At 70.7% G+C, this 17,215-nt stretch carries 14 protein-coding genes and 1 tRNA gene; 11 read left to right on the top strand and 4 right to left on the bottom strand.

What is annotated here, in order from left to right:
- Positions 1-53: 53 nt before the first annotated feature.
- Positions 54-875, bottom strand: a complete 822-nt coding sequence (locus tag CLV46_RS14635) for an SGNH/GDSL hydrolase family protein (protein ID WP_100365460.1) — start codon at positions 873-875, stop codon at positions 54-56.
- A 58-nt stretch (positions 876-933) separates the two neighbouring features.
- Between CLV46_RS14635 and CLV46_RS14630 the strand changes: the two genes are divergently transcribed.
- Positions 934-1,023, top strand: a tRNA-Ser gene (locus CLV46_RS14630).
- A 57-nt stretch (positions 1,024-1,080) separates the two neighbouring features.
- On the opposite strand, the gene CLV46_RS14625 is transcribed toward CLV46_RS14630, so the two are convergent.
- Positions 1,081-1,833: an SDR family oxidoreductase gene (locus CLV46_RS14625; protein WP_100365459.1), complete on the bottom strand. Its 753-nt coding sequence runs from the start codon at positions 1,831-1,833 to the stop codon at positions 1,081-1,083.
- 163 nt (positions 1,834-1,996) lie between these two features.
- On the opposite strand from CLV46_RS14625, the gene CLV46_RS14620 reads away from it, so the two are divergent.
- Entirely contained in the window at positions 1,997-2,545 is a 549-nt protein-coding gene (locus CLV46_RS14620) for a dihydrofolate reductase family protein (protein ID WP_100365458.1), read from the top strand.
- A 21-nt stretch (positions 2,546-2,566) separates the two neighbouring features.
- On the opposite strand, the gene CLV46_RS14615 is transcribed toward CLV46_RS14620, so the two are convergent.
- Positions 2,567-3,592, bottom strand: a complete 1,026-nt coding sequence (locus tag CLV46_RS14615; protein WP_100365457.1) for a LacI family DNA-binding transcriptional regulator — start codon at positions 3,590-3,592, stop codon at positions 2,567-2,569.
- A 91-nt stretch (positions 3,593-3,683) separates the two neighbouring features.
- Here CLV46_RS14615 and CLV46_RS14610 point away from each other — a divergent pair, with 91 nt between their 5' ends.
- The 3 genes from CLV46_RS14610 to CLV46_RS14600 are packed head-to-tail and all read left to right on the top strand — an operon-like array spanning position 3,684 to position 6,642.
- Positions 3,684-4,871, top strand: a complete 1,188-nt coding sequence (locus CLV46_RS14610) for a Gfo/Idh/MocA family protein (RefSeq protein ID WP_100365456.1) — start codon at positions 3,684-3,686, stop codon at positions 4,869-4,871.
- Positions 4,868-5,575, top strand: a complete 708-nt coding sequence (locus CLV46_RS14605) for a ThuA domain-containing protein (RefSeq protein WP_100365455.1) — start codon at positions 4,868-4,870, stop codon at positions 5,573-5,575. The genes CLV46_RS14610 and CLV46_RS14605 overlap by 4 nt, the downstream gene beginning before the upstream one ends.
- Entirely contained in the window at positions 5,548-6,642 is a 1,095-nt protein-coding gene (locus CLV46_RS14600; protein ID WP_100365454.1) for a Gfo/Idh/MocA family protein, read from the top strand. Before CLV46_RS14605 ends, CLV46_RS14600 begins: the two co-directional genes overlap by 28 nt.
- Positions 6,643-6,820: 178 nt before the next feature.
- Here CLV46_RS14600 and CLV46_RS14595 read toward each other — a convergent pair whose 3' ends face one another.
- Entirely contained in the window at positions 6,821-9,016 is a 2,196-nt protein-coding gene (locus CLV46_RS14595; protein ID WP_245866904.1) for an alpha-galactosidase, read from the bottom strand.
- A 94-nt stretch (positions 9,017-9,110) separates the two neighbouring features.
- Here CLV46_RS14595 and CLV46_RS14590 point away from each other — a divergent pair, with 94 nt between their 5' ends.
- The 6 genes from CLV46_RS14590 (at position 9,111) to CLV46_RS14565 (ending at position 17,050) form a co-directional block, all read left to right on the top strand.
- Positions 9,111-10,058, top strand: coding sequence for a carbohydrate ABC transporter permease (locus tag CLV46_RS14590; RefSeq protein ID WP_245866901.1), 948 nt, complete (start codon positions 9,111-9,113; stop codon positions 10,056-10,058).
- A gap of 55 nt (positions 10,059-10,113) precedes the next feature.
- Positions 10,114-11,055, top strand: a complete 942-nt coding sequence (locus tag CLV46_RS14585; RefSeq protein ID WP_100365452.1) for a carbohydrate ABC transporter permease — start codon at positions 10,114-10,116, stop codon at positions 11,053-11,055.
- Positions 11,052-13,475 carry a glycoside hydrolase family 95 protein gene (locus CLV46_RS14580; RefSeq protein WP_157802347.1) on the top strand — a complete coding sequence of 808 codons (2,424 nt, stop codon included), beginning with the start codon at positions 11,052-11,054 and terminating at the stop codon, positions 13,473-13,475. Before CLV46_RS14585 ends, CLV46_RS14580 begins: the two co-directional genes overlap by 4 nt.
- The gene (locus CLV46_RS14575; protein ID WP_100365450.1) at positions 13,472-14,380 is read left to right on the top strand and encodes an acetylxylan esterase; all 909 of its coding nucleotides are present in this window, start codon (positions 13,472-13,474) and stop codon (positions 14,378-14,380) included. Before CLV46_RS14580 ends, CLV46_RS14575 begins: the two co-directional genes overlap by 4 nt.
- A 37-nt stretch (positions 14,381-14,417) precedes the next feature.
- Positions 14,418-15,773: an ABC transporter substrate-binding protein gene (locus CLV46_RS14570; protein ID WP_245866898.1), complete on the top strand. Its 1,356-nt coding sequence runs from the start codon at positions 14,418-14,420 to the stop codon at positions 15,771-15,773.
- An 86-nt stretch (positions 15,774-15,859) separates the two neighbouring features.
- Positions 15,860-17,050 (top strand): ROK family transcriptional regulator, encoded by a 1,191-nt coding sequence (locus CLV46_RS14565; protein WP_100365448.1) that lies wholly within the window; start codon positions 15,860-15,862, stop codon positions 17,048-17,050.
- Positions 17,051-17,215: the final 165 nt, after the last annotated feature.

The raw sequence follows: 17,215 nt of genomic DNA, 5'->3' as shown, positions 1-17,215 counted from the left end.
GCGGCGCGCGGAGGCCGGGGCAATCGCGCCCGGCGACCGATGACGAGGCCGCCCTAGGAACCGCGCGGAGCGTCGGCCTCCGGCGCGCTCACCGGAAGGGGATCGCCGACCGTCGAGCGCGGGTCGTCCGCGTCGAGGGCACCGGCGCCCAGTCCGGTCGACCGCAGTCGCGCATCCACCGCCGGTTCGAACGCGCGGGCCCACACTGCGTAGCCGCGATCGTTCGGGTGGAACAGGTCGCCCGCGAACTGCGTGACGATGCCGCGGGCGCCCTGCCGCCGGGTGAGTTCGTGCAGCGGCACGACCTCGAGTCCGAACTCGCCCGCGACGCGGCGGAGGATCTCGTTCGCCTGCCGCACGATCCGTTCGCGCGGGTTGAAGTAGAAGCACGGCACGTCGGCGACGATCGTGTGCGACGGCAGGGCGGAGTACAGGGCGCGCAGGTCGCGCTCGAACCGCTCCGGGTCGAAGGCGGCGATGTCGTTGGCGCCGATCGCGACCGTGCACAGGTCCGGCTCGAGCTTGCGGAGCTTGGGCAGCTGGTTCTTCAGCGCGAGCGAGACGGTGGCGCCGGAGACGGACAGGTTGGCCACCCGCCACTTCGCGGGCGAGACGGTGCGGACGTGCCGGGCGATCATGCCGACGTAACTGCGGCCGGGTCGGCTCGCCCCGATGCCTTGCGCGGCGGAATCGCCGATCGCCACGTACAGGTACTCGCCGTGCCGGGCCATCCGCTCGCGCCAGTAGTGCGCGTTCACGGGGATCGCGTCGTTGAGGCGGATGAACCAGACGCCGCGGCGGCGCACGAGCCACCGCACCCACCCGGCGATCCCGCCCCCGAGGGCGACGACGATTGCGACGAGGAACCAAGGCATCAGCGCACGATAACCGGGAGGATCGGGCGTTCGCCGTGAATGTACTAAGCTCTTCGGCGGTGACGTGTCCGAGCGGCCGAAGGTGCAACTCTCGAAAAGTTGTGTGGGCTTACACCCACCGTGGGTTCAAATCCCACCGTCACCGCCACGGGGAAAGCCCCGGTCCTGAGGGACCGGGGCTTTCTCGTTCCGCGGTGGCGGAAGTTCACCGGCGTCGATGCCCGGACGAGAGCCATTCGTCGAAGCCGACCTTCGCTACGGTCGCCGATCCGGAGCCGCGCAGGTCGCCCGAGGCGAGGCCTCGGCCATACCGTCCCGGCAGGCGCGCCTCGAGCACCCGGCGCCGGATGCCGTCGTGCGCGTACATGCGGCGCACCATGTCGGCGAGCGTCTCGTTCCGCGGGCCGACGAGATCGGATGCGCGGCCGAGTGGGGCCCCTTCGGCGATCGAGACCAGGTGCTCGGCGACCTCGCTCGCGGCGACGGGCCGCCCCAGCAGCCGCGGCACCATCGACACGCCGCCGAAGGTCGCCTGTCCGACGACCTGCTCGGCGAACTCGTGGAACTGTCCCGCGCGGGCGATGGTGTGCGGCACCTCCGAGGCGCTGACGAGTCGCTCCTGGGCGAGCTTGCCGGCGTAGTACGACGCGTCGATCCGGTCGATCCCGACGATGGACAAGGCGACGTGGTGCGCGGTGCCCGCGCGCGCCTCGGCGCGGAGGAGGTTCTGCGTCGCGCGCTCGAAGAACGCGACGGACTTGCGCTTCGACAGCGACGTGAGGTTCAGCACATCGATGACCACCGGCACGTCCGCGAGCGCCGGGTCGAGGTTCGTGCCCGCCAGCACGTCCACCCCCGAGCTGCGTGACAGCACGGTCACCTCGTGTCCCCGTGCCTGCGCCGCCGCGACCAGGTGTCGTCCGACGGTGCCGGTTCCTCCGGCGACTGCGATCCGCATGACTGTTCTCCTCGTACGTCGTGGGGGACCCGATGGGACGGGCGCGCGGTGCGGGCGATGCGCCGCTGTCTACTCGACCCGATAGAAGCAGGAAATGTGAGGTCGACCGCGCACCTTCGGATGTGTACTTTGTGGACATGTCGACGACGCGTGAGATTCTCTGATGGCCGACCTCGTCTACGGGGTGATCGGTTCACTCGACGGGTACATCGCCGACGAGCATGGCGACTTCGACTGGAGCGCGCCGGACGCCGAGGTGTTCGACTACGTCAACGAACTCGCGGCGGGCACCGGCACCGAGATCTACGGTCGCCGGCTCTACGAGACCATGAAGGTCTGGGAGGCCTTCGACGGGGACACCGCGGAGGAAGCGGCATGGGCGCGGGCATGGCGGGCGCGCGAGAAGGTCGTCGTGTCGTCGACCCTCGACGCCGTCGAGACCAGGCGCACCACCCTGCTGCGCACCCTCGACGTCCCGACCCTCCGTCGGTTGAAGGACGAGGCGACCGACCCGCTCACCATCGGCGGTCCCACCCTCGCGGCCACGGCCATCCGCGCCGGTCTCGTCGACGAGTACTACTTCATCACGTGCCCGATCCTCGTCGGTGGCGGGCTGCGGGCGCTCCCCGACGGTGTGCGACTCGAGCTCTCGCTCGTCGAGGAGCGACGGTTCGGCAACGGCGTCGTCGCCACGCGGTACCGCACCCGCTGAACCGAGGCGTGCCCGCGACGTTCAGTCGCCCCGATCGAGCCGGGTCGAGCCCCGCACGATGAGCTCCGTCGGCAGCTCGACCGGCGTGCTCGGGGGCGGCGTTCCGGCTGCGGTCGACGCGAGGGCATGCACCGCAGCGGCGGCCATCTCGCGGATCGGCTGCCGGATCGTCGTCAGCGGCGGATGCAGCCAGCGTGCCGCGCGCACGTCGTCGAAACCGACGACGAGCACATCGCGGGGAACCGACAGTCCCGCGGCGGCGATCGCCCGATAGGCGCCGGCCGCCATCTCGTCCGAGCACGCGAACAGCCCGATCGGGCCGTCGCCGTCGAGTTCCGCAAGAGCACCGGCGCAGGCGCGTCGGGCATCCGCGGCTCCCCACTGCGCGCTCGTGTGCACGACCGGCGCGCCGGGGAGCGCCTCGGCGAGGGCCGTCGTGAAGCCGTCGACGCGAGCGCGGCCGTAGCGGTACGACGGCGTGCCGCCGATCACGATGAAGCGCCGGGCGCCGCGTTCGACGAGGTGCCGGGCCGCGGCCGCGCCGCCCGCCCGGTCGGTCGTGCGCACACTCGGCAGCTCTGGCAACCGTTCGGAGGGCGGATCCAGCAGCACGACGGGGATGCCCGCCGCGCGCATCACGGCCAGCTGGGTGCTCGTCGGCACGATCACGCCGAGGATGACACCGGCCGTGCCGCGCGCCCGCACCCGCACCGGCCAGTCGTCGTCGGGATCGTCGCGTTCCGCGGTGAGCACGAGGTCGTAGCCGAGCGCGGTGGCCGCCGTGCGAGCACCGGCGGTCACCTCCTCGGTGTACGGGTCGTGGTAGCTACCGAGCACGAGGTCGATGCTGAGCGAAGCGCTGCGGCGTGGGCGGCCGAGCCGCCGACCGGCCGCCGGGTAGCCGAGGCCTTCGGCGGTCCGCAGCACGCGGGCGCGGGTCTCGGCCGACATCTCGCCCAGTCCGCGCAGCGCGCGCGACGCCGTCGACACGCTCACCCCGGCGGTCTGCGCGACGAGGGCGAGGGTGGAACGAGCGGCGACGGGCATCCTCCATTTTGCGCAACTCGCCGTCGGATCGCGAGTCGCGATGGCATCGTTGATGCGTTCAGCACCCGTCGACGCGGAGGGGAAGAGGTCGATGACGACAGCACCGTTGCGAGTGGCCATCATCGGAACCGGATTCATGGGGCGGATGCACGCCCACGCCTGGCGCACCGCACCACGCTTCTTCGACCTGCCGCGCGGCGTCGAGGCCGCGCTGCTCGCGGGCAGCGACGCGTCCCGGGCCGTCACCGCGGCCGCCGCGTTCGGGGTCCCGGAGTCGACGGACGACTGGCGGTCGGCGGTCACCCGCGACGACATCGACATCGTCGACATCTGCACCCCGGGTGACACGCACGTCGAGATCGCCCTCGCGGCGCTCGCCGCCGGCAAGCACGTGCTGTGCGAGAAGCCGCTCGCGAACGACCTGGCCGACGCCGAACGGATGGCCGCCGAAGCAGAGAGCGCGGCTACCCGCGGCGTCGTGAGCATGTGCGGTTTCAGCTACCGTCGCACCCCGGCGCTGTCGCTCGCCCGGCGTCTGATCGAGCAGGGGCGGGTCGGCGAGGTCCGCCACGTGCGCGCGCAGTACCTGCAGGACTGGCTGAGCGACCCCGACGCCCCGTTCACCTGGCGTCTCGACCGCACGCGAGCCGGCTCCGGGGCGCTCGGCGACATCGGCGCGCACAGCATCGACACCGCCCAGTGGCTGACCGGATCCGACATCACCGGGGTCTCGGCGATGCTGCGCACCTTCGTTCCCAGCCGTCCCCACCTCGACGAGCGCGTGGGACTGGGCGGTCGCGGCAGCGCCGACGCGCCCCGCCAGGAGGTCACCGTGGACGACGCGGCCGCGTTCACGGCCACCTTCGCCGACGGTGCTCTCGGCGTCTTCGAGGCGACCCGCATGGCGACCGGGCACCGCAACTCGAACCGGATCGAGATCAACGGCGACCGCGGCGCGATCTCGTTCGACTTCGCCGACATGAACGGGCTGCGCTTCTACGACGCGACCCTGCCCGCCGGCGAGCAGGGCTTCCGTCGCATCGAGGTGACCGAGCCCGAGCATCCGTACGCGGACGCCTGGTGGCCGGCCGGCCACGGGCTCGGCTATGAGCACCTGTTCTCCCACCAGGTGGTGGACTTCGTGCGCGCCGTGGTCGACGGCGGCACCGTGCATCCGACCTTCGCCGAGGCGACGCAGGTGCAGCGCGTGCTCGACGCCGTCGACCGCAGCGCCGCCGAACAGAGCCGGTACATCCCGGTGGAAGGAGACCCGCGATGACCATGCGCCACGCCCTCGTCGTGCGAGGCGGCTGGGAGGGGCACAGTCCCGTCGAGGCCACCGAGCTGTTCATCCCCTTCCTGCGCGAGAACGGGTTCGAGGTGCGGGTGGAGGAGAGCAACGCGGTCTACGCCGACCCGGACCTCATGGCGCGCACCGACCTCATCGTGCAGAGCGTCACGATGTCGGAGATCTCCGGCGAGGCCCTCACCGGGTTGCGCACCGCGGTCGAGAATGGCACCGGGCTCGCCGGATGGCACGGCGGTATCGCCGACTCGTACCGCAACAGCTCCGACTACCTGCAGCTCATCGGCGGGCAGTTCGCGACCCATCCGGCCAAGCATCCGGATGAGCGGGCGGGCGGCGAGGCGGACAACTTCCTCGACTACACGGTCGAGCTCACCGAACTGGGACGCGCCCACGAGATCCTCGCCGGACTCGACGACTTCACGCTGCACACCGAGCAGTACTGGGTGCTCGCCGACGACCTCAACGACGTGCTCGCGACGACGACGCACCCCGTGCAGCCGTACCACCCGTGGCACCGTCCGATCACGTCGCCCGCCGTCTGGACGCGCGAGTGGGGCCGCGGCCGCATCTTCGTCGCAACGCCCGGGCACAGCCCAGACGTGCTCCGCGACGCCAACGTACGCACGATCATCGAACGGGGGATGCTGTGGGCGAGCCGCACGGAATCGGCATAGTCGGGCTCGGGGTCATCTCCGCGCAGTACCTGAAGACCCTCGGGTCGCACCCGGCGGTGCGCATCGCCGCGACGGCCGACCTCGACATGGCGCGCGCGGCGGAGGTCGCCGACCGGTTCCCCGGATGCCGGGCGCTCACCGTCGAGGAACTCGTCGCCGACCCGTCGGTGCAGACCGTGCTCAACCTCACCATCCCGGCGGCCCACGCCGAGGTCGCCCTCGCGGCGTTGAGCCACGGCAAGGACGTGTACGGCGAGAAGCCGCTCGCGGCCACGCTCGACGCGGCCCGCACCGTCATGGATGCGACCGGGTCGGCGTGGGTCGGATGCGCGCCCGACACGGTGCTCGGCACGGGCATCCAGACCGCTCGCGCCGTGGTCGACGGGGGAGGCATCGGCCGCCCCGTCGCCGCGACCGCGTCGTGGGTCTCGCCCGGGCACGAGTCGTGGCATCCGCACCCCGACTTCTACTACCGGGACGGCGGCGGTCCGCTGCTCGACATGGGGCCGTACTACCTCACGTCGCTCGTGCACCTGCTCGGACCGGTGGCCCGCGTCTCCGGCGCGTCGTCGCGGCCGAAGGAGGTGCGGCGCATCGCCTCCGGACCGCGCGCCGGCGAGCAGATCCCGGTGGAGGTCGACACCCACGTGACCGGCGTGCTCGAGCACGTCGGCGGCGCGCTGTCGACGGTGACCTTCAGCTTCGACGCCGTCGACAGCGGCGCGGCGCCGCTCGAGATCCACGGCGAGACGGCGTCCTTGTCGCTGCCCGACCCGAACATGTTCGACGGGGAGGTGCGGATGCGCCGCATCGGCGACGCCGGATGGTCGCCCGTGCAGGAACGCGCGGGCTACGAGAACGCGGGCCGCGGCATCGGCCTGCTCGACCACGTCACGGGCCGCGGAAGCCGCGCGAGCGGCGAGGTCGCCCTGCACGTGCTCGAGGTCATGACGGCACTGCTCGCCTCGGCGCGGGAGGGTCGCCGTCTCGACCTGACGACGACGGCCGAACGCCCGCCGCTGGTGCCCTTCACCCCGTACGAGGAGTGGACCCGGCTCAGCTCCTGAGCCCGCGCTCCGTGTGCCCGATCCGTTCCCTGAGCCTGTCGAAGGGACCGTCGAGCGTGCCCGTTCGCGACACATCCGGGCCGAAATCGGCTCGATCGCGTCGCCAAAGGGCACGCTCGACGGGCTCAGCGGGCGTGTGCGTTCCCTGAGCTCGTCGAAGGGAACCGTTGTGCGGCCGCTAGACGGCGACGAGGTCGAACACGAGCGCCTGACCGGCGTTGAGCGTCGGAAGCGGCACGCCGACCTCACCGAGCACGACGCCGGGCAGCACCACGCCGTCGGCGTCGGCGCTCTCGAGCCACTCCGGTCCGGCGCCCTGGTGCAGTGACACGTCGCCGAGCTCGCGCCGCACGCGCATCCGGTAGTCGCGTCCGCGGTCGAGCCCGGGGAACGGCACCCGGCCCGCCTGTCCCGCCGGCGAGGTGTCGAGCCGTGCCCACGCGTACAGCGCGCGCGAGCCGTCGGCCGCGACGGAGCCGTGCAGCAGCGTCTGGTCGTCGGCGAGGTCCGCGTGCACACGGCGGCCCGTTGCGACGAGCTCGCGCACCTCCTTGTACAGATCGGCCCAGGCGCGCAACCGGTCGAGTTCGTCGGCGCTGCAGGTGGTGATGTCCCACTCGATTCCGGCAGAGGCGAACAGGGTCGTCGCGAGGCGGAACGAGAGGTCGCTCATCCGGTTCGTGGTGTGCGAACGTGCCGCGCCGACATGCGAGCCGAGGAGCTCGGGCGGCAACAGCAGTTCCGACCAGCGCTGGATGCGCTGCCGCTCGATGGGGTCGTTGCAGTCCGAGGTCCACACCCGGTCGGTGCGGGCGAGCACACCGAGGTCGACGCGTCCCCCGCCCGACGCGCACGACTCGATCTCGAGCGTAGGAAACCGCTCGCGCAACCGGTCGAGCAGGGCGTACAGCGCGAGCGTCTGCTCGTGCACCCCCGCTCGCCCTCCGGCGGTGCGGCGCACAGCCTCGGCGAGATCGCGGTTGTGGTCCCACTTGAGGAAGTCGATGCGGTGTCGCTCGACGAGCTCGGCGATGCTGTCGTACAGGTACTCGAACGCTTCAGGATGTGCGATGTCGAGCACGTACTGGTGACGCGACGGCGCGGCGAGCCCCGCGGTCGGGCCGAGGATCCACTCGGGGTGTCGGCGTGCCAGCTCGGAATCGAGGTTGATCATCTCCGGCTCGAACCACAGGCCGAACTGCATGCCGTGCGCCCGGACGCGTTCCACGAACGGGTCGAGTCCCTCCGGCCATACGCCCGCATCCACCTGCCAGTCGCCGAGCCCGGCGTGGTCGTCGCGGCGTCCGCGGAACCAGCCGTCGTCGAGCACGATCCGCTCGACCCCGACGGAAGCGGCGCGATCGACGAGCTCGGTGAGACGGGCGAGGTCGTGGTCGAAGTACACGGCCTCCCACGTGTTGAGTACGAGGGGCTGTGCGCCGGGTCGGCGGCGATCCGCCCGCAGCGCGGCATGGAAGCGATCGGCGATGCCGTCGAGGCCGGTGCTCGAGTACGCGTAGACGACCTCGGGGGACTCGTACCGCTCGCCGGCGGCGAGGCGCACCTCGCCGGCGCGCAGCAGTTCGCCGCCGCCGAGCGCCGCGGAGAACGCGCCCGCGCCTTCGGGCAACCGCTCGACGAGCCACTCGGCGTCACCGCTCCACGCCACGTGCGCTGCCCACACCTCGCCGGTGCGTGCTCCGAACGCCGGTGTGCCGACGGCCAGCAGGTACGGGGAGTCGACCCCGGGCTTGCCACGCCGCACCCGTCGCGCGTGGGTGCCGTCGACGAGCGGCGTGCGCTGCGGCTGACGCTCGCGACTCCACTTGCCGGTGAAATCGAGCACTTCCTGCCCGCGGGACGGCACGGGCAGCAGCGTCACGACGGAGGCGAGGTCGAGGTCGGCGGCGTCGACAGGTGCCGTGGATCGGAACGACTGCCGGATGCGCACCAGGCCCTCGGCGCCGAGGGTCACCACGAGTTCGAGCGCGAGGCCGGACGCGGGATCGTCGAGACCGAGCGCCACGGAACCTCCCGCGCCGCCGTCCGCCTGCACCTCGACGGAGGTGCGGCGCCACCGCGGGGTGAGCGCCTCCCCAGCCCGGTGACCCGTCAGCGCAGGGGTGCCCGACCAGTTCTCGAACTCGCCCGGGAGGAGCGAGAACACGCGCGGCACGTCGGGCGAGTTGTGCAGCAGAGCGGTCGCCGAGGTGGCGACGAGCGCGCTCAGGGCGGTGGCGGGAAGAGCCCCGAGATCCGGGCCCCAGTGCAGCACCGTCGGCACGTCGCGGCCGAGGTCGAGGACGAGGGACACGCCCGCGGCACGGAGGTGAACGGCGGGCGGAGTGTCGTGCGGCATGGAGTCCTTCGTCATCGAATTATTTGACAGCATCAATTATCCCTGCATATGCTCGCCACGCAACTCGGGGGAAGCACCTCCGACGGCAGGAACGGCGAAATCGATGGCGATGACAGCGACACGACGGGCACCCCGCACGCTCGAGGGGAGGCGACGCCGCTCGGGCGCGATCAACGCCCACGCGCCGGCGCACCGCGGCGACGCACGGCTCGCCTGGATCCTCATCACTCCCGCCCTCGTCGGATTCCTCGTCTTCGCCGCCTATCCGACCGTACGCGGCATCTACCTCAGCTTCACCGACTTCCGGGTGCTCACGCCGCCGACCTGGACCGGCCTCGACAACGTCGTGCGGCTCTTCGGCGACTCGGTGTTCTGGTCGTCGCTCGCGGTCACCGTCTACTTCGTGGTGCTGTCGGTCGTCATCGGCATGGCGATCTCGCTCATGACCGCCGTGGTGCTGCACCGCCTCACCTCGTCGACGATCGTGCGCGGCATCATCATCCTGCCGTTCCTCATCTCCGGCGTCGTCGCCGCGACGACCTGGTCGTGGATGCTCGACGCGCAGCTCGGCATCGTCAATCAGCTCATCGAGGCGATCACCGGGGAACCGATCCTCTTCCTCGGTTCGCGGGCCTGGGCCATCCCCTCGATCGCGCTCATCAGCGTGTGGAAGTCGATGGGCTACAACGCCATCATCATCTTCGCCGGCCTCCAGACCATCCCGCCGTCGATCTACGAGGCGGGGCGCATCGACGGGGCGAGCGAGATCCAGATGTTCCGCCGCCTGACCTTGCCGCTGCTGCGCCCCATCCTCGCGATGGTGCTCATCCTCACCGTCATCGGATCGTTCCAGGTGTTCGACATCGTCGCCGTGACCACCAAGGGCGGCCCCGCGAACGCATCGAACGTGCTGCAGATGTACATCTACGAGAAGGCGTTCGGACAGTTCGACTTCGGATACGGCGCCACGATGTCGCTCGCCCTGTTCGCGATGCTCATCGTCATCACCTTCATGCAGATGCGCCTCATGCGCGCGAGCGAATCGGACACCAATTGAGCGCCCCGCACCGGGCCGACCACCCGACCGCATCCGGACTCGAGAGGAGCCGACCATGACCGCGACCGCCCTCGGCCGCCCGGCCGCCCCGGCACCGCGACGCCCGCGCGGACGCAGCCTGCGCCGATTCAGCGTCGGCCGCGGCATCGCCTGGCTCTACATCGGCCTCGTGCTGCTGGTGACCGTGTTCCCGTTCTACTGGATGCTGCGCACGGCGCTGTCGAACAACTACGCGCTGGTGCGGGACCCCGCGTCGCTCGTGCCGGTCGACTTCACCTGGGGCGCCTTCGCGCGAGTGCTCGGTCTCGCCACGCCCGAGCAGTCCCTCGCCGAGGGCGGCTCCGGCGCGTCCATCGAACTGGGGCACTTCCTGCTCAACTCGATCATCTACGCGACCGTCTCGACGGCGCTCATCGTGTTCTTCTCGCTCATCGCCGCCTACGCGTTCGCCCGGCTGCGCTGGCGCGGCCGCGAGCTCATGTTCTCGCTCTTCCTCGCAGCCCTCATGGTGCCCGGCATCCTCACGCTGCTACCCAACTTCGTGCTCATCAAGGAACTCGGGCTGCTCAACTCCTTCGCCGGCATGATCCTGCCCGGAGCGCTGTTCTCGGCGTTCAACATCTTCTTCCTGCGCCAGTTCATGCTCGGATTGAGCGAGGAGATCGAAGAGGCGGCGCTCATCGACGGCGCCGGCCGGCTGCGTGTGCTGTTCCAGATCACCATGCCGATGACCTCCGGGCCGATCATCACCCTGTCGATCCTCGGATTCATCACGGCATGGAACGACTACTTCTGGCCGCTGCTCGTCACGAGCGACGACTCGGTGCGCCCGCTCACCCTCGCGCTCGCCGTGTTCAAGCAGTCCTCCCCGCAGTCGGCGCCGGACTGGGCGGGGCTCATGGCGGCGACCCTTGTGGCGGCGCTGCCGATGCTCATCCTGTTCATGTTCTTCGGCAAGCGGATCGTCAACTCGATCGGATTCACGGGTCTCAAGTGAGCGATCTCGACCTGGACCTCGGCGACGCGCAGCACTCGCTGCGCTTGCGCTGGCCCGAGCCCGCTCGCGAGTGGGTGGAGGCGGCGCCGCTCGGCAACGGCCGCACCGGCGCGATGCTCGTCGGTGGCCTCGACGACGCCCGCCTGCAGCTCAACGACTCCACCGGGTGGTCCGGAACGCCGAACCGTACCGACGAGGCGCTCGACGCCCTCGTCGCGGGCGGTGCGGGCCCGGAGCTCCTCGCCGAGGTGCGGGCGGCGATCGACGCGGGCGACTACCGCGCCGCCGAGCGGCTGCTCTACACCTTCGAGGGCCCCTGGAGTCAGGAGTTCCTGCCGCTCGCCGACCTGCGAATGACCTGCCTCGCGGCCGGGGTGACCGGTGGAGCGCGCGAACTCGACCTCGACCGTGGCGTGCTCACCGAATTGTTCTCGACCCCGAGCGGAGAGATCCGCCGCACGAGCTGGGCCTCTGCGCCTGACGCCGCCGTGGTCGTGCATCTCGACGCGGAGCACCCGATCGAGCTCGAGCTGTCGCTCTCCACGCCCCTGCGCCCGGACCGGGTCGTCGCGACGGATGGCACGCTCACGCTCGGCGTGCAGCTGCCCGTCGACGGGGCGCCCATCCACGAGGAGGCGGTCGACGTGCCCCACCGGTACGCGGACGGGTCGGACGGGTACGACGCGTACGGCGCCACTTCGGTCGCCGTCCGCACCGACGGCACGGTCGAAGCGGTCGACGAGGCGTTGCGCATCCGCGGAGCCCGCCGCATCGTGTTGACGGTCAGCACGGACACCGCAGCGCGCGCCTGGTGGAACGGAGTCGCGCAGCCCTCGCGCGAGGAACTGATCCACCGCACCGCCGCGCTCGCAAAGGCCGCGGTCGGCCGCTCCGCACAGCGGTTGTTCGACGACCACGTCGCCGATCTCGGCGCCTTGCTCGGGGCATCCAGCGCACGCATCGGGCGTCGGCGCAGCGGTTCGTTCGACGTGGCCACCGAAGTGCTGCGCGGCGACGATGACGCCCTCGTAGCGACCGTGCTGTTCCAGTTCGGCCGCTACGTACTCGCTTCGTCCTCGCGCCCCGGATCGCCGCCCGCCAACCTGCAGGGCATCTGGAACGACGACGTACGCCCGCCGTGGTCGTCGAACTACACGATCAACATCAACACCGAGATGAACTACTGGGCGGCCGAGTCCACCGGCCTCGCCGAGTGCCACGGCCCCCTGCTGGACCTCGTCGAGCGGATCTCGTCGACCGGTGCACCTGCCGCGCGGCGGCTGTACGGTACCCGAGGCTGGGTCGCCCATCACAACACCGACATGTGGGGCTGGTCGCTGCCGGTCGGCAACGGGCACAGCCCCGCCTCCTGGGCGATCTGGATGATGGGTGGGCTCTGGCTCACCGACCACGTCTGGCAGCACTACGCCTACACGCTCGATCGCGGATTCCTTCGCGAGCGCGCCTGGCCGGTGCTGCTCGGTGCGGCGGAATTCGCGCTCGACTGGATGATCGACGACGGCCGCGGCGGACTGCGCACGGTGCCCGCCACCTCGCCGGAGAACCTCTTCCGCGGGCCGGACGGGCATCCGGAGTCGCTCGCAGAATCCGCGACCCTCGACGTCGCGGTGATCAGGGCCCTGTTCGAGCGCGTCCGCACCGCCGCCGCCGTGCTCGAGGTTCACCACCCCGTGCTCGACGAGATCGACGCGGCCCTGCCCCGGATGCCCGGGTTCGCCATCACCGCCGACGGGCGGTTGCGGGAGTGGGGCACGGATGTGGTCGAGGTCGATCCCGGCCACCGGCACATGTCGCACATGGTCGCGGTGTACCCGCTCGGGCTCATCGACCCGGAGTCGACGCCGGAGCTCGCCCAGGCGGCCCGCGGCACTCTCGAGCAACGTGGCCCGGGCGCGATGGGCTGGTCCTGGGCGTGGAAGATCGCGCTGCGCGCCCGGCTGGGGGACGCCGAGGTCGCGCGGTCGCTGCTCGAGGAGGCCTCCGAACCCTTCGAGAAGGACCATCGCCGACTCGCCCCCGTCGACGGCTCCGAGTGGGGTGGGCTGCTGCCCAACCTCTTCTCGACGCATCCACCGTTCCAGCTCGACGGCAACTACGGGTTCACGGCGGGCATCCGCGAGATGCTCCTGGGCACACGCGAGGGTGACGTGCGATTGCTGCCCGCCCTGCCCGCGACCTGGCCGGAGGGCGAACTGCGCGGCGCGCGCGTGCCCGGCGCGCTCGAGGTGGATCTCGCCTGGGCCGAAGGCGTGCCGATCAGGCTCGTCGTGCGGCGACTCCACGACGACGCGCCCGACCGGACCGGCGTCACATGGGCGGGGCGGCAAATCACGGTGGCACTCGTGGCCGGCGAGACCGTCGTCGACCTCATGCCCCTCGTGACCGGTGCGGCCGCATGACCGCCGAGCCGCACGACTTCGATGAATTCTGGCAGTCGACGATCGCCGAGGCCCGAGCCGTCCCCATGGCGGTCACGCTCGCGCCCGTCGACTGCGGCCTCGAGACCGTCGATGTGTTCGACGTGACCTACCCCGGGTACGGCGGTCACCCCATCCGTGCCTGGCTGCGCGTGCCGCGCGGTCGTCGCGAGCCGCGTCCGGCCGTCGTGCACTTCACCGGTTACGGAGCAGGCCGCGGGGCGCCGATCGACGACCTGCTCTTCGCGAGCGCCGGGTACGCCCACCTCGTGATGGACACGCGCGGCCAAGGTGACGGCGGCACGGAGGACCCGGGGCACGGATTCGCGCCCTCGGGATACCTCGCGCGAGGGGTGCTCGATCCGCACGAGTACTACTACCGGCGGGTCTTCACCGACGCGGTGCGCGCCATCGACGCCGTGCGCTCCCTCGACCCGGTCGACCCGCTGCGGGTGGCTGCGGTCGGGAACAGCCAGGGCGCGGGGATCGCGATCGCTGCGGGTGTGCTCGGCACGGACATCCGGGCCGTGCTCGCCCAGGCGCCGTTGCTGAGCGACTTCCCGCGCGCCCTCGCCGCCACCGACCGATACCCGTACCGGGAGATCCCCGACCTGCTCTCCCGCGCGCGGCACCTCGAGACCGCCGTGCTACGCACCCTGTCGTATTTCGACACCGTCAACCTCGCCCGGCGCGCGACCGCGCCCGCCTGGTTCTCGATCGGCGAGCTCGACGACATCACTCCCGCCTCGACCGTCCGCGCCGTGCACGACGCGTGGGCGGCGGAGCGCCACATCGTCACCTGGCCGCACAACGGCCACGACGCAGGCGGATCCGAAGACCTCGCCGGAGCGCTCCGCGTGCTCCGCCGGGTGTTCGACCGGCCCTGAGCCACATCCCCATCACATTCATGATCGAAGAGGAACCATGACGAAGAGAACACTGAAAAGGACATTGATCCCGATGCTGGCCGCCACCGCCCTCGCGTTGCCGCTCGCCGCGTGCGCGAGCGGTGACGGCGGAGGCTCTTCGGGCGGCACCGTGCACTGGTGGACCTGGGACGAGAAGCAGGCCGTCTCGTACAAGGAGTGCCTGCCCGGCTTCGAGAAGGAGAACCCCGGCGTCAAGGTCGAGATCTCCCAGTACGCCGTCGACGACTACTTCACGAAGCTCACCGCCGGCTTCGTCGCCGGCAACGCGCCGGACGCGTTCCAGAACAGCGTGCAGTTCTTCGACGCGTACGCGAAGCAGGGCCAGTTGGAGCCGCTCACCGACTACATCGAGAAGTCCGGCTTCGACCTCGACGTCTACAACGTCGGTGTGTCGGCGTGGCAGTACACCGACGGCGAGCAGTACGCACTGCCGCTGGACTGGGCGGCGACCGCGTTCTACTACAACGTCGACAAGGTGGCTGAGGCGGGCCTCACCCCCGAGGACATCGCGACGATGACCTGGAACCCCGATGACGGCGGCACCTTCGACAAGGTCGCCGCGCGACTGACGGTCGACGAGAACGGGGTGCGCGCCGACGAGCCCGGCTTCGACAAGACGAAGGTCGCCACATACGGGGTGGGCGCGCTCGGTTCCGGCGACTTCATCGGGCAGACCACCTGGAACCCGATGCTGTCGACCACCGGCTGGCGCATCGGCGACCCCGAGAAGTGGCCGACCAAGTTCAACTACGACGACCCCGAGTTCGTCAAGACGATGGAGTACCTGCGCGGTCTCACCGACCGGGGCATCGCGCCCGGGTTCGGCCAGTTCACCGTGGGAGACACCGAGCAGCTCGGCTCCGGCGCGATCGCCATGGCTTCGGGCGGCTCGTGGTCGGCCACCACGTTCGCGAAGCTCCCCGGATCCAAGGTCGGCATCGCGCCGACGGTGTTGGGACCCGATGGCGAGACGCGGTCGATGATGAGCAACTCGAACGGCAACCAGCTCTGGGCGGGCAGCAAGAACAAGGAGAACGCCTGGAAGTGGATGTCGTACATGGGCACCGAGGAGTGCCAGACGAAGGCGGCGTTGCAGAGCGGATCCTTCTTCCCCTCCATCCCGGGCGCCATGGACGCGCTCGCGGCCGACCAGCTCGGACAAGGCGTCGACCTGAGCGTCTTCGTCGAAGCCGCGAAGAACGAGTGGGTCTACCCGGCCCCGGCGTACGCCAACGGGTCGGAGATGGGCTCGACGATGCAGCCGCTGTTCGAGGCGTACTTCTCGCACGAGCGTGACGCCGACGTGTTCGCCGAGATGGCGGAGCAGAGCAAGGAGATCCTCGCGGGCTGAGTCCGCACGGATCGGGGCACCGCATCGCCACCGGCGATGCGGTGCCTCTCGTGCGCGCGGGTGCGCGCTGACAGGATGGAGAGGTTATGACGACGACGGCCGCGCAGGGACGACCGGGCTCCCGGCTCAGGCTGAAGACGCCCGCGTCGATCGACATCTTCACGCGCATCCTGACGCACGGCCCGATCGGCCGCATCGATGTCGGTCGCCAGACCGGCCTGTCGCAGGCGGCCGTGACGAAGGCGGTCGCGCCGCTCGTGGCTGAGGGCTTCATCCAGGTCGCGGGCGAATTGCCGGCGGGTCTCTCCCCGGGCCGTCCGGTGTACCCACTCACCGTCGTCCCCGACGCCCTGCTCGTGCTGGGAATCAAGGTGAACGTCGACGAGGTCATCGGCGTCGCCACCGGCATGACCGCGGACATCCGGCATACCGTCCACCTGCCGCTGGCAGACACGGCGCTCGAGTCCGTGCTCGATGCGGTCGAGGAGGTTGCGGGGAGGCTCACCGCGGCACTCGGCGACGACGTCGACCGCCTCGTCGGGATCGGGGTCAGCGTGTCCGGCGACGTGGACACCGACGGCGGTGTCGTGCGGGACTCTCCGCTGCTGGGATGGAGCGGCGTGCCCCTCGCGCGCCTGCTGACCGAACGGCTCGGGCGTCCCGTGATGATCGACAACGACGTGCGTGCGCTCACGATCGCGGAGCACTGGTTCGGTGTCGGCGTCGACTCCCGCTCGTTCGCCATCGTCACCATCGGTCGGGGCATCGGCTGTGGCCTGTTCCTCAACGGCGACGTCGTGGCCGGATCCCACGGAGTCGCCGGCGAGATCGGCCACCTGCCGCTCGCCTCGATGGATGCGGTCTGCGTGTGCGGCCGGCACGGTTGCGTCGAGGCGGTGGCGTCGTCGAGCGCGATCCTCCGGGCTGTGCGTGCTGCTTCCGGCAACGACGCCCTCGAGTTCGCCGATGCCGCTGAACTCGCCCGGGCGGGCGACCGGGCTGCCGTCGCCGCCTTCGATCGGGCCGGTACGGCCATCGGCGCGGCGCTCGCCGTGGTCGCGAACCTCACCGGTCCCGACACGGTGCTGGTCGCGGGGGAGGGCATGCGCGACTTCGAGCTCTACGAATCGCGGATCCGTGACGTGTTCACCGCCCACGCTTTCGGTGCCGCGGTGGACTGCACGATCATCACCCGGGAGCACACGTTCGACGACTGGGCCCGCGGCGCCGCCGCGTCGGTCATCCGCGCGACCGTGCGTCAGACCTTCCCCACCTGAACGCGCTTCCCCGGAGGCTCTCAGCCGCTGCTTCGGCGGGGGCGACTTCGACGCGCCCACACGGCTGTTCCTTTCCGCGGATTACTTGACGACGGTAATTAATTCTGTCACGCTCGCATCGGGTCGCGGTGGACTACCCCTCTTCTGGGGGCCGCACCCCTGGTC

The organism is Diaminobutyricimonas aerilata, assembly GCF_002797715.1.
In the GTDB taxonomy this organism is placed as follows: domain Bacteria; phylum Actinomycetota; class Actinomycetes; order Actinomycetales; family Microbacteriaceae; genus Diaminobutyricimonas; species Diaminobutyricimonas aerilata.
This window is presented reverse-complemented; position numbering and strand designations above follow the sequence as displayed.

What these genes read in the sequence shown, in the direction of transcription:
- CLV46_RS14635 (WP_100365460.1), bottom strand. Translation starts at nt 875, where the DNA reads ATGCCTTGGTTCCTCGTCGCAATCGTCGTCGCCCTCGGGGGCGGGATC.
- CLV46_RS14625 (WP_100365459.1), bottom strand. Translation starts at nt 1,833, where the DNA reads ATGCGGATCGCAGTCGCCGGAGGAACCGGCACCGTCGGACGACACCTG.
- CLV46_RS14620 (WP_100365458.1), top strand. Translation starts at nt 1,997, where the DNA reads ATGGCCGACCTCGTCTACGGGGTGATCGGTTCACTCGACGGGTACATC.
- CLV46_RS14615 (WP_100365457.1), bottom strand. Translation starts at nt 3,592, where the DNA reads ATGCCCGTCGCCGCTCGTTCCACCCTCGCCCTCGTCGCGCAGACCGCC.
- CLV46_RS14610 (WP_100365456.1), top strand. Translation starts at nt 3,684, where the DNA reads ATGACGACAGCACCGTTGCGAGTGGCCATCATCGGAACCGGATTCATG.
- CLV46_RS14605 (WP_100365455.1), top strand. Translation starts at nt 4,868, where the DNA reads ATGACCATGCGCCACGCCCTCGTCGTGCGAGGCGGCTGGGAGGGGCAC.
- CLV46_RS14595 (WP_245866904.1), bottom strand. Translation starts at nt 9,016, where the DNA reads ATGACGAAGGACTCCATGCCGCACGACACTCCGCCCGCCGTTCACCTC.
- CLV46_RS14590 (WP_245866901.1), top strand. Translation starts at nt 9,111, where the DNA reads ATGACAGCGACACGACGGGCACCCCGCACGCTCGAGGGGAGGCGACGC.
- CLV46_RS14585 (WP_100365452.1), top strand. Translation starts at nt 10,114, where the DNA reads ATGACCGCGACCGCCCTCGGCCGCCCGGCCGCCCCGGCACCGCGACGC.
- CLV46_RS14575 (WP_100365450.1), top strand. Translation starts at nt 13,472, where the DNA reads ATGACCGCCGAGCCGCACGACTTCGATGAATTCTGGCAGTCGACGATC.
- CLV46_RS14570 (WP_245866898.1), top strand. Translation starts at nt 14,418, where the DNA reads ATGACGAAGAGAACACTGAAAAGGACATTGATCCCGATGCTGGCCGCC.
- CLV46_RS14565 (WP_100365448.1), top strand. Translation starts at nt 15,860, where the DNA reads ATGACGACGACGGCCGCGCAGGGACGACCGGGCTCCCGGCTCAGGCTG.